Annotated in this window: 8 protein-coding genes; 4 read left to right on the forward strand and 4 right to left on the reverse strand. The window is 68.4% G+C overall.

Annotated features, from left to right (window positions below):
* Positions 1-51: 51 nt before the first annotated feature.
* Positions 52-1,335: an amidohydrolase family protein gene (locus ACFC3F_RS09180; protein WP_376128740.1), complete on the reverse strand. Its 1,284-nt coding sequence runs from the start codon at positions 1,333-1,335 to the stop codon at positions 52-54.
* Positions 1,336-1,512: 177 nt separating this feature from the next.
* On the opposite strand from ACFC3F_RS09180, the gene ACFC3F_RS09185 reads away from it, so the two are divergent.
* From ACFC3F_RS09185 to ACFC3F_RS09195, 3 genes are read left to right on the forward strand one after another with little or no spacing between them, the layout of a single operon-like run.
* Positions 1,513-1,755: a hypothetical protein gene (locus ACFC3F_RS09185; protein WP_376128742.1), complete on the forward strand. Its 243-nt coding sequence runs from the start codon at positions 1,513-1,515 to the stop codon at positions 1,753-1,755.
* A 46-nt stretch (positions 1,756-1,801) separates the two neighbouring features.
* Complete coding sequence (locus tag ACFC3F_RS09190; RefSeq protein ID WP_376128743.1) at positions 1,802-3,346, forward strand: response regulator transcription factor; 1,545 nt, start codon at positions 1,802-1,804, stop codon at positions 3,344-3,346.
* 10 nt (positions 3,347-3,356) lie between these two features.
* On the forward strand, positions 3,357-4,691 hold the full coding sequence (locus ACFC3F_RS09195; protein WP_376128745.1) for a threonine/serine exporter ThrE family protein: 1,335 nt from the start codon (positions 3,357-3,359) through the stop codon (positions 4,689-4,691).
* A 15-nt stretch (positions 4,692-4,706) separates the two neighbouring features.
* On the opposite strand, the gene ACFC3F_RS09200 is transcribed toward ACFC3F_RS09195, so the two are convergent.
* The 3 genes from ACFC3F_RS09200 to ACFC3F_RS09210 all read right to left on the reverse strand — a co-directional run bounded on the left by ACFC3F_RS09200 (position 4,707) and on the right by ACFC3F_RS09210 (position 11,494).
* Positions 4,707-6,050: a hypothetical protein gene (locus tag ACFC3F_RS09200; protein ID WP_376128747.1), complete on the reverse strand. Its 1,344-nt coding sequence runs from the start codon at positions 6,048-6,050 to the stop codon at positions 4,707-4,709.
* 304 nt (positions 6,051-6,354) lie between these two features.
* The gene (locus ACFC3F_RS09205; RefSeq protein WP_376128749.1) at positions 6,355-7,920 is read right to left on the reverse strand and encodes a LuxR C-terminal-related transcriptional regulator; all 1,566 of its coding nucleotides are present in this window, start codon (positions 7,918-7,920) and stop codon (positions 6,355-6,357) included.
* A gap of 358 nt (positions 7,921-8,278) precedes the next feature.
* The gene (locus ACFC3F_RS09210) at positions 8,279-11,494 is read right to left on the reverse strand and encodes a M20/M25/M40 family metallo-hydrolase (protein WP_376128751.1); all 3,216 of its coding nucleotides are present in this window, start codon (positions 11,492-11,494) and stop codon (positions 8,279-8,281) included.
* 386 nt (positions 11,495-11,880) lie between these two features.
* Between ACFC3F_RS09210 and ACFC3F_RS09215 the strand changes: the two genes are divergently transcribed.
* On the forward strand, positions 11,881-12,231 hold a 351-nt coding region (locus ACFC3F_RS09215), incomplete at its 3' end, for a hypothetical protein (protein ID WP_376128753.1).

Raw genomic sequence — 12,231 nt, forward strand, 5'->3', positions numbered from 1 at the left:
ACTCCTGACATTGCGGGGATATCGAGAATCGGTCGGCGTCGAGCAGGCCGATCAGAGGGTGTTCTTGACGACCTGACCGTTCTTGACGATGAGGCGGAAGTTGGTGTCCGGGTCCGCGATGAGCGAGAGGTCGGTGAGCGGGTCGCCGTCGACGAGGATCATGTCGGCCCAGCCGTTCTCGGCGATGACGCCGAGCTTGCCGCCTTGGTAGGTGTTGCGTTCACCGGCCATCTCGAAGAGCTGGGCGTTGCCCGACGTGAGCATCTTGAGCGCTTCGGCGTTCGTGTAGAACTCGCTCAGACGGGCCGCCATGACGCTCTGCCGCGGAGCCGACTGCGGCTCGAGCAGCAGGTCGGTGCCCCACGCGGTCTTGACGCCGTACTTCTTCGCCCACTCGTACACCTGCTCGGTGCCGTGGCAGATCTCGGTGTTCTTCGCCGCTCGCGACGGGTCGGGGTAGTGGTGGTCGTCTTCGGCGAACGGCTGCGTCGAGAGCCAGATGTCCGCGTCAGCGATGCGCTTGATGGTCTCTTCGTCGGCCAGGTGACCGTGTTCGATCGAGGCCACACCGGCGTCGATCGCACGCGCGATTCCGGCCGGCGTGTAGACGTGCGTCGCGACATACGTTCCGTAGTCGGTCGCCGCCTGGACGGCGGCGCGGATCTCGTCCGGCGTGTACTGCAGCGTGTTGAGCGGGTCGTACATCGACGCCGCACCGCCGCCGAGGGTGAGCTTGATCTGGCTGGCGCCGTGCTTGAGCTGCTCGCGCACGGCGGCCAGCACGCGGGGAACACCATCGGCGATGCGCGTGAAGTGGATGTCCTCGGTGCGGCTGGGCTTGCCGCCGAACTCCTCCGGAACGTCGTACACGAACGAGAAGTCGGCGTGACCGGAGGTCTGGGAGATCATCGCCTGGCTCGGGAAGATGCGAGGCCCCTCGAACACGCCGCGGTCGATGAGCGACTTCACGGGCGCGGTGTCGCCGCCCATGTCGCGGACCGTCGTGAACCCGCGCAGCAGCATGCGCTTGGCCTCGGCGATCGTGTTGCCGTAAAGGGCTCCGGTCGGGCCCTGCAGGAACTCCATCATGCTGTTGGCGTTGCCCATCAGGTGGACGTGGGCATCGCTCAGCCCCGGCATCAGGAATCGCCCGCCGCCATCGATCTCGAGCACGCCGTCGGACGCGTCGCCGGCGACGGGTGACGACGAGACGGCGACCACGTGTGCGCCCTCGATCAGGACGTCGACGTTGTCCTGGGTCGTGTCGCTCACGCCGTCGAACACGCGGACGTTGCGGATGATCATTCTCTGCGGTGCCTTGGTGCCTGGGGTCATGCCGGCGAGACTATTCCGCGTCGTTCATATCGCGAGCCGGATCCCAGAGGATTTCGCCCGGCCCGTCATCTCGCCTCTCACCCACTGATCACCCGCATCTCACCCCATCGTGCGCGAGGTGCGTTTGCGGATAGGGTCCGTTGCGAGACGCTCATCGCAGGGCGAGAAGGAGAACGTATGCCTGACAAGGAAACTACCGCGGCGGAGAAGGAGACTCGCGCCGCGAACGGCAAAGTGATCCTCGCGATCCTCCTGTCGATCGCTGCGCTGACCTTCGTCTTCTCGAACGTCGGACCGGCGACGCTGCGGTTCCTGTTCCTGCAGTTCACGATGCCCGCCTGGGGATGGTTCCTCGCGGTCCTCATCGCCGGCGTCGTGATCGGTTCCCTCTTCCCCTGGTTCCGCCCGCGCAAGAAGTAGCGCCCGCCCGCATGTGCACAACAGTGGTGCGGCCGGATGCCTCCTGATGAACCTCCACGACGATGTCAGAGCCGAAGCCGAGTTGCGACGCGCCATCGCGTCCGGAAAGCCGGAGACGATCGCGCGGGCGGCGATGTCCAACGTGTGGCCGCTCTACAGCGCGCACTTCGAGCTGCTGACCGCCGCGACCGAGGCCCTGCCGAACTCGGTCCTGGCCCGGTATCCCGTCCTGCGGATCGTGCACCGCATGACACCGGTGCTCGCCCGGACGACGCGTCCCTTCAAGCCGCTGATCTATCCCGACGACGCCCGATCGATGTCCCCCGACGAACTGGACATCCTCACTCTCGTGCAGATGATCGCGTTCCGGTTCAGCGGTGATGTCACCGCGGCCCTCATCTATGCGCGTCGTCTCGAGGAGCGCATCCAGCAGGTGCGGGTCGAATCGCGCGAGCGCATCGACGGACCGCTGTGGTACTACCACCAGCAGATCGGGTCGACCCTGCTCGCCGCGGGCGACTCCTCACGCGCGCTGCTCGAGTTCGCCACCGCGCGACAGCTCGGACGGCTCTCGCCTCAGGCGGATGCCGAACGACTGGCGCTCGGGCGCACGGCCCTCGCGCACGCCGTGCGCGGGTCGCTCGATGATGCCGAACTCGCGCTGGCCGAGCTCGTGCACCAGCCGCCGCCGACCGGTGCGCACGTCAACTCGAGCACGATGACCGAGCGCACCGCGGCAGCGCTCGTGGGCGTCGAGCGGATGGTGGACGACGTCGACGATTTGCTCGCGGATCTGGAGTCCTACGACAGCATCGAGCTGAGCTGGCCGTTCGCGCTCCTCGCTCGCACGCGCTCGCTGCTGGCGCGTCATCGCGCCGACGACGCCTTGGAAGCCCTTCATCTGGCGAGCGATGCGCACCCCACTCAGCACGGATCCTTCGCGTCCGATGTCATCCACTCGGCGACCATCGAGGCGCTGTGGGCCGCGGGAGACGCGGCCGGAGCACGGCGCGTGGCGGGAACGAACGCCAAGGCCGGCACCCTCACGACGATCGCGTCCGTTCGACTCGCGCTGCAGGATTCGCGTCTCGACCTCGCCGCGCGGGGTGTGCGGCAGATCTCGGCCGATCTCACCCTGGGGCCCGGGCAGCGGGTCGAGGCGCTCCTGCTGTCGACGTGGGTCGAGATGATGCGCACCGACGCGGTCGATCCCGAGACCGCACGGCAGATCGCGCGCCTCACCGCGAAGAGGAATGTCCGCCGGCTCCTCGCAACGATGCCGCAGCAGCTGATCTCGCTCGTCCGTGCGGACCTTCCGGAGCCGGAGGCCGCCGCCTTCGATGACGCGACGGCGGGGCTCACGCACACCGAGAGCCATCGCACACCCGCGCTCACCCCCGGTGAGCTCCGCGTCCTGAACGCGCTCCCCCTGCACCCGACCACGGCTGCCATCGCGGCGTCATTCCACGTCTCCCCCAACACGGTGAAGTCGCAGCTGAAGTCCATCTACCGCAAGCTCGGCTGCTCGACGCGCGAAGAGGCGCTCAAGGTCGCGATCCGCCACCGCCTCATCGCCGTCCCGGTCGGCTGAGGAGTCGACGATGTCGCGTGGCGGACAGCGAGAACCCGGGTTCCTCGCCCGGGCCCGCGGTGCGCTGCTCGCGCTGCGTCCCGCCGACCCCGACGCGGGCGCCGACGCGACCGCGGAGCGAGACGCCGGAGTGTCGGGGATGCTCGGGCAGCTCGGCGCGACGCTGCTCGCCTCTTCTCAGGCCACGAGCGATGTCCAGGTGACGCTGCAGGAGCTCGCCGTGCGCTACGAACGACCCGAGCTGCGCATCTTCGTCCTCCCGACGCTCGTGCTCCTCGAAGATCCCTCGACGTCTCCGGCGCAGATGGCATTCGTCGCCGCCGACCAGGAGCCCCTCCGGCTGGATCAGGCGGGCGCGGTCGAGCGTGTCGTCCAGCGCGCGTTCGCGCAGGCGCCCGAGCCGGCAGAGGTCGTCGCGGCGCTCGCCGAGATCAAAGCCGCACCGCCGCGATTCGGTTCGATCCTGACGGTCATCGGCTATGCGCTCCTGACCGTCGGCTTCGGCCTGGTGCTCAATCCCACCGTCACCGCTCTGCCCGTCTATGTCGTGCTCGGCGTGATCGTCGGCGCCATCGTGTTCATCGGCGCCCGCATCCCCACGCTCTCGCTGCTCCTGCCCGTCGCGACCGCTTTCACGGTCACCCTCCTGATCTCGCTGCTGGTGCGTCCGCTCGTCCACGACGACGTGTTGCGGCTCGTCGCACCGTCGCTCGTCTCGTTCCTCCCGGGACTCACCCTCACCATCGCCGCGGTCGAACTCACCTCCGGCCAGGTGATGGCCGGAGCGAGCCGGCTCGTCTTCGGGCTCGCGCGGCTGGGCCTTCTCGCCTTCGGGGTCTTCGCGGGCATCTCGGTCGCCGGCGAGCCTCCCGCCATCACCACGGCTCCCGCTCAACTGGGTGCCTGGGCACCGTGGGTCGGCCTCCTCCTCGTGAGCCTGGGCTACTACCTCTTCTCCTCGGCGCCGTCCGGGTCTCTGATCTGGATCGTGTACGCCCTCGTCGTCGCGCACTCGGCGCAGCTGCTGGGCAACCTGCTCGTCGGGGCCGAGCTGTCGGGACTCATCGGCGCGCTCATCGTGATCCCGGCCGTGTACCTCGCCCGCCGTCTCACACCCGCAGCGTCGACGGCGATCATGCTGACGTGCGCGTATTGGGTGCTCGTGCCAGGGTCGATGGGCTTCATCGGGCTGAGTGAGGCGGCATCCGGTACGGCGGGAGCAACCAGCACGATCCTGCGGACCTTCGGGTCCCTCATCGCCATCGCGATCGGGATGCTGCTGGGTGGCGGCCTCAGTCGCGATGCCACTGTGCTGGCGAAGGGCTGGCGGCGACCGCAGGCGTGACCGCCCGGGCCGAGATCACGCCGCGAGCGGGTCGTCGATCTCGGGCGTCCCCGGCCGGCGCGCGAGCTCGCAGAACCACCAGGCGACCAGTGCGACGACGATCACCACCACGATGTCGCCTATCCCGAGCGGTCGCAGCGCGGCGAGCCAGAGCACGGCCCCGGCCCCGATGATCGTCCGGACGAGCACCCGGCGACGGTCCATCCACGCTCCGAACGCACCCGAGCCGATCGAGCGCTGTGCGAGCACCTGCCGGACGGACGCGTTCACGGCGGCGACGAGACGGCGAAGCGAGGTCGCGGCCCGCCAGCGGCCCTGGCTCCAGGCGAGGGTCGCCGCGGCGATTCCCACGACGGCGACGACGACGGCGGTCTGACGCATCGCGGCGATGACCTGTTCGTAGATCGCCAGGAGCGCGTCGGTACTCACTCCGGCCTCCAAGGGCGCGAGCTCGAGTGCGAGCTGGCCGACGCCGAGCGCGACGGCGAGCGTCGCGCCTCCGAAAGCCGACGCGACGCCGACGCCGAGGATCGCCGTCGTGCGTCGGCGCGCGACGAGCACCCCGACGGCGAAGAGAGCCAGAGCGATGACCGGCAGCCACCATCCCGCGGTCACGGCCAGGCCGTAGACGAGCCGGAGCGTGACGAGGGCGTCACTCTGCGCGACGACGATCGTTCGGTCCACCTGCGGGATGACGCTCGCGAAGGTCACACCCCGATCGATCAGCTGGGCTTTGACCTCGCCGATGATCGGACCGAGTTGGATGCCGATGACGCCCGCGCCGTCGATCGTGACCGGGCCACCGTCGGCTCCCCCGGTCGCCGCGATGACGAGCGCACGGTGGCTCGCGCCGAGCGCGGTGCGCCAGACGTCCGCGAAGGTCTCGGATTCCACGACTCGCGTGACCGTGCTGTCGACGATGCCGCGCGCCCCGGCGGCGGCCGGCACGCGCAGCAGCTCCAGGGCAGCGAGCGCCCGGGGCGGCAGGTCCAGAGTCGCCACGCCATCGAAGAGGTCGTCGGTCAGCTGAGCGACGTCGACGTGGTCATCGATGACTCCGGAGATCTCGGCGACGAGCATCGCCTGGACGGCGGGGTCCTCCGCGAGCGGGCCGAACGTCGCGACGAACCGGTCGGAGTCGACGAGTTCCGCCCGCACCCAGCCGCCCACGATCGACACGGGCACGAGCAATCCCGCCAGCACGATGCACATCGCGGACAGGAAGGCCCGCCACGATCGGCCTCGGCGCGGACCGGGCGCCGAGCGCGCGGCATCCGCTTCGATCAGGCGTCTGTTCTCCGCCTCGAGCTGCGCGATCCGCGCCTGCAAGACGCTGTCGTCCTCCTCGCGAGCAGACACCGGTGCCGCCGCCTAGACGCGCGCGCCGGTCGTCGCGCGCGCGGCGGTGCGCCCGTAGGACACGGCGCGGATCCCCCCGGTGGCGAGAGCGATGCGGATGCCGGTGACGGCGCGGTCGGGTGTGGCGGACATGTATGGCCTTCCGGTGCTCGTGGGGGATCTCGTCCGGCGAGGGACGCGACTGCTGTCAGCCGGAGACTATCCCGCGTCCGGGGCACCGTCCCCGGGCTCCGTGGGAGATTTCGCCCGGTGGGTCATCCGCGGCATCACCCTCCGTTCACCTCGGTGCGCGCTCGGGCGCCGCCTATGCCCGCGCCGAGATGGCCGGCGCGGGCGTGACTTCCAGGATGTTCAGTCGCTGCGCCACGCTGATCGCCTCGGCACGCGTGGAACATCCGAGCTTGCGGTAGAGCGAACGCAGCTGCGACTTGATCGTGTTCGGCGACACATGGAAGCTCGACGCCATCGCCGCGACCGAATCGTTCATCGGGAGCGCGTTCAGCACGCGCAGTTCACCCCGGGTCAGCGCTGGACGAGCCCGCATCTCGAAGTTCGCCAGACCCGCGGTCACCGCGGTGAAATCCGCCGCGGACTCGCTCGACAACCGCTGCCGCACGTGATCGACGAGCTGGCGCGGCATCATCGCGAGCAGTCGTCGGTTGTCGGCCCGCCGGGCGATCCGGCAAATCTGCAGTGCCGTGTCGCGACCGAGATCATGAGTGCTCGCCAGCTCCAGCCATCCCGACAGCAGCACGGACTCCGCGCGTTGAGCGGGTCCGAGTCGGCGGTCGCGGGCGAGGAACTGGAGGGCCTGCGAGGCGTCGTCGAACCGGCCTTCGTGCAACGACACGCGCACGGTCGCCAATCGGGTGAGAACCCCTGCGTCGGGGCGCTCGTTCGCCATGCTGCGAGCGCGGGGGATGTCCCCGATCGCCAGGAGAGCCTTGATCGACATGGCCGCGATCACCTCCGCTGCGAAAGAGCCGGGATCGGTGCGGTGCGATCCCGCTGCCAGCTGGATCGCCTCGAGCGCGTCTTCCGGCTGCTGCCGAGCGAGGAAGGCGCGAGCGCGCGCAAGGAGCGCGAAGGGCCACGTCATCTGGATGCTGTCATACGATTCGAGCTCCATCAGCCGGTCGTCCATGTCGTCCGACATGCGTTCGACGGCGATGAGCGCTGCCGCGGTCCGCTCCGATGTCGCGCTCAACGCCCTGAAAGCGGCCGAGGGTGCCGGCATCCGCGCAGCATCCGAAAGGACGCGTTCCGCTTCGGCGAGCGCGCCGCGCACGGCGTGCGCCACCGCCGCTTGGCCGAGGGCCACGCGTTCCGCATAGGGCTGCATCGAGAACGACCCGAGCTGGCGGGACGTCGCGAATTCGAGCAGGGCCCGTCCGGTGTCCCCGGCGACGAGAAGGGTCGTGCCGATCTGGTGGTGGTAGAACCAGAGCGGACCGTCCATCCGGTCGCGAGCCTCGACGCGGGTGCGCATCATGCGATCCTCGAGACGACGCGCGTAGCCCAGGGCAGCGGTGACGTTCCCGCTCATCCGGCACGCCATCATGTGCGCGACGACGAGCGCATCGACCTCGGCGGGGGGCATCGCGCGCGAATCGTCGGGAGGCGCGACGGGCAGGAACGGACGCGTCGTCTGTGCGAGCACGGCAGTCATCGGATGCAGCACCCTGAGTACGGGATGGCGCTCGAGCGTCGCGCTCGGAAGCGCGACGATGGCGGCGACGAGCATGTCGTGGTGCGCGGAGAACAGCGGCCAGATGTTCGACGTCGCCGCCTGCGCGATCGAGTCCGCGTTCCCGGAATCGATCGCCCGGCGCAGTTCGGCTTCGGCCCGCTGGGGGTCGTTGAAGTTCACGACCTGGCCTCTCGGAGACCCCCCGGCTCGACAGGCGGTTTCGCTGAATGCGCGGTCGATAGGTCACACGAGCGGTGCACAGTAGCTTCCACTGATCTGTTCCTCTGAATCTGCGAATCTGACTCGTAGGTCCCCCCCTTGGACCTGTTCGTTCCAGAACGTCGAATCACCCCTGACTCGTCGCTGTGACTCTTGTCTAGCGCATGGTGGGAGCGGGGTGATGAACGCGTGCAGCCACATCACCCTCCGCGTCACCCTCGGATCACCCGAGGCGAGTCGCCGACGCGCCGGCTCGTCTGAAATCGCGGACCACCGGGGTGGGATGCCAGAGCATCCCCACCCCGGTGGTGTCGCGAGATCAGCGTCCGGGCGGATACGCCCCGTACGGAGCAGTCTCCGTCACGGCCACCCGCTCACCGTCCACGAACGTGCTCGCCCTCACCGACGCCTCCCCCGCGGGCACGGACGCCATACGGGAGTTGACCGACACCGCAACCGTCTTTCCGGGCGCAACGGCCGAGAACGTCTTGTTGCCGTATGCCGTGGTGATCACGATGTCCGCCGGCACCGCTGCCGTGTTGGTCGCCTCGACCGAGAGGTAGACCTTGCCCGCGAGCGTCCGCGGCGTCACGTCGACATCGACGCCGACGAGCTCGCCCTCGACGATGTAGATCTCCCGCACCTGGGTGTTGCCCTTCGTGTCGACATACACCTTGTACTCACCGACCGTGTACGTGCCCGCGGCGTTGTTGTCGATCGTGAACGTCTCGGTGACAGAGGACTCACTGCCGTCGACGCGCGTCTCGTTCACCGTGATGGTCAACTCGTTCGTGTCGCCCGTCAGCTTCTTCACGACCGCCGTCGGCTCGGCGTCGACGACGGCGTTGTCGACTGTCACGTACACGGCGCCGGGCGACGAGAACTCCGCGTTCTTCGCTCCGTCACCGAGCAGGAAGAATCCCCGCTGCTCGATGGCGCCGCGTTCGGGGAACGGGTCGGCGTTCGTCTCGAGGAACGTCGGGTTGACCGTGTACAGGTCGGTCTTGGAATCCGCGAGAACAGCCTGCACCCCGGAGTACGGGGCATCCGTGATCGCGAGGTTGACCGACAGGTAGACGGCGTCGGGGTTGGTGGCCGAGGTGCGCGACGAGAAGTAGGTGTCCGCGCTCTGCCCGTCGGGAACCGACAGCGGCACGACCTCGTCGCCGACGAGGACGTTGAACTCGAAGGCGCCGTACCCGCCGTCCACGAAGGTCGCCCACGCGGCATCCGACAGGTGATCGGGGCGCTCCACCTTGAACTCGAGCCGCATCGGTGCGACATAGGTCGAGCTGAGGTACTCGGGGTTGTCGAGCGGGAGGTAGACCCCGCCCGGAGCGTGTCCGAGTTCGAACGCCGCCGCGGGCCGCGTGTTGTTGCCGCGCCCCTCCCACATCGGGATGTTGAACGAGGTGGCGCCGAGCAGTGCCCGGCCGTCCAGCCGGCTCGCACCGACCTCAGCCGATGCGTCCTGGAAGGTCCCGATGGTGACGTCGAGCAGGTCGAGGTCGGAGCGGTCCGCGTTCAGTCCGGGAATGTCCGCCCACATGAACTTCGCACCGGCCGGCCCGGTGTACCGGGCCATCTCGAGCATGCCGTCGGCCATCATCTTGGTCATCTGCACGGCCGAATCCAGCGACATCCGCTCGTTGGCGGTGTGCCACCAGCGCTCGTTGCCCGGGATCACCGCGCCGAACGCGGTCATCTTGTTGCGGAAGTTGCTCGCCAGAGTGCCACCGGTCGTGCCCTGCGGATAGACGATGTCCCGGAGGGCGTACGGGTCCGCGAACGCCGCGGGATCGTGGTCGATCGAGGCCTTGTAGCTGCCGTACTGAAGAGCCGTCAGCGGGTTGTCGTGGGTAACGTACAGCCCGGCGCCGATGGGTGCTCCGAGAGCGCCGATCGTGAAGCCCTTCGACTCGAACGCCGCCGCGACCGCCGTCATCGCCTGAGTGGAGTCCTCGGCCGTGACGTGCATGCTGCGCACGTACATCGGCATGCTGAGGCTGCTCGTCTCGGCCGTGTAGAAGCTCCGCGGCACCTCGGAGTTGATGTTGGCCATGAGGGCGAAAGTCAGGTTCGGGGTGCCGTTGCTCGGATTGCGCAGCAGCGCCTCGGGAATCCCCATGTACCGGCCGATGTAGGCCTCCCCCTCGACGCCGTCACGGAAGAACAGGTCGGCGATGCCCTCGGCGGCCTTCTTGAGCTGCATGTCCGCCGCGGTGACGCCGCGGGACCCGAGCGCCTCGGAGATGAGGAACATGCCCCACACGACGGCGTTCTTGCCGTACTGCGGGGTCGGCATCTCCATCGCGACGTCGGTGTTGACCTCGAGCGTCAGCGAGTCGCCCGTGATCGTGGTCTGCACCTTCGGGGTGGTGCCGGCGGCTGCCGGAAGCCAGCCCTTCGCCGTCGCGGCCGCGGTGACCGCCGCGACGAATCCCTCACGCTCGGCGGCGCTTGCGCCGGCCACGTCGAGGGTGAAGGTGGCTCGCGAAGCGATCTGCGTCGTGCTTCCGTAGGCGATGTCCTTGAGCGTCGGGTCGCCGGCGCGCAGGGTCACCCCCGCGGTGGCATCCGTCAGCCGGAACGCCTTGGCGCTGTCAGCGGACAGATCCATCGACACCGGGGGCGTGACCGAGCCGGAGTTGCCGACGATGACCGGGAACCGCGAGTCGGAGGTGTATGCCGCGATCGGCATCTCCTCGCGGTTGAGGTTCTTGTAGGCCCAGTTGTCGTAGAAGCTCGGGTTGGCGTTGTACGGGATGGACTGGAAGGTGGCGGTGTTCGCCGCCGTGGGAGTTCCCGGGCCGCCGTCTTCGTAGATGCCCATCACGATGCGGATGCGGCGATCCAGCGGAAGCCCGGCCTCCATGAGCGCCTTGGCCGCGAGCAGCGTGGCCAGCGTCGGGCCGCTGTCGTCCTGGATGCCCGCTCCGTAGATCCAGCCGTCCTGGATGTAGGGCGAATGGTAGGCGCCGTCCATCCCGAGGTTGCCGTCGGCATCGCGCCACCGCTCCAGTTGCGCGGCCGTCACGGATGAGGTCGGCGAGTCGAGGTGGCTCAGCGCCATGATCATCTCCGGTGCATCCGGATCGCCGATCTCCATGTAGACGTACTTGTCGGCCTGTCGCTGGACGACCACCGGGAAGCCGAGGTCGTTGGCCAGTTTGACGACCCAGGCGAGCTTGGCGACCTTCCGGTCGTACTCGTACTGGTTGGCCTCGGTGTTGCTGACGGGGAAGGGGTACGCCGTCGCGGCCGTGCCGCCTCGCGAGATCGAGTCGTAGCTTGAGCCGTCGAGCATCGCGCCCACGAGGGTGAGAGGGTCGTAGGTGCCGTCGCCCACGCGGGCGCGTTCCACGAGACCGGCGAGCGCCTCTACTTCGGCGTGGATCTTGTCGCGCTCATCGCCTGACACCGACAGGTCGTAGGTGACGTTCGGCTCGAAGCGGTCGTCTGCGCCGACACCGCTCGTGCCTTCCTGGGCCGCGGCGCCTCCGCCGGCGATACCCATGGACAGAAGCAGAGACACGCCGAGTGTCAGTGCAAGTGGCTTCTTCCGCATTATCGTGATCTCCCTGGCTGGATCTGGATGAACGTGGGGGCGAACATCCTTGCTCGCCAAACGCTCCCAGTGTTTTCCCAGCGTGTCAACGGTCTCGCATCGGACGCGAGCGGGACCAGAAGAACGGATGCCGCGACCCGGCCATCGTCCACGCACGCGAGCGAACAGCCGCAGCGTCGCTCCGTCGGCGGTCGCGAAGACGTCGATGGGCGACACCCCGGCACCGTCGTCCTGCCGTGAGCGTTTCGGCCCTGGAACTCATAGCGTGGCGAGCCCTGCCACAGGGACACCCGATCGAATCTTTCTCCGGCAAACCCTTCCTCCTGTCGTAGCTTTGTACTATACTCGAGGGTATGGCGGAGGACCCGTATCCCGAAGAAATGACACCGGCACGCCTGCCCGCCGAAGAGATCTTGGGTCATCTTTTGGATGCTGCGCTGGCCGACCATATGGACGCGAATCGTCGTCTGGCTCTTCGTGCGGGTCGTATCGTCGAGGCGATCGATACCGCGGTGCGCCACCCGTACGTGTACACGTCGGTCGAGGGCCGGGCGGGGTCGAATCTGGCCGAGCGTGCGGTGATCGTCGATATCGCGTTGCGGTTGCAGTTGTCCGAGCGGGCGGTGCAGGATGTGGCCCGGCTGGTCCGTGACGCGCGTACCCGGTTGCCGATGCTGTGGCAGCGTGCCGAAGAGGGCTTCCTC

Source organism: Microbacterium sp. NPDC055910, assembly GCF_042271185.1.
Classification (GTDB): Bacteria; Actinomycetota; Actinomycetes; order Actinomycetales; family Microbacteriaceae; genus Microbacterium.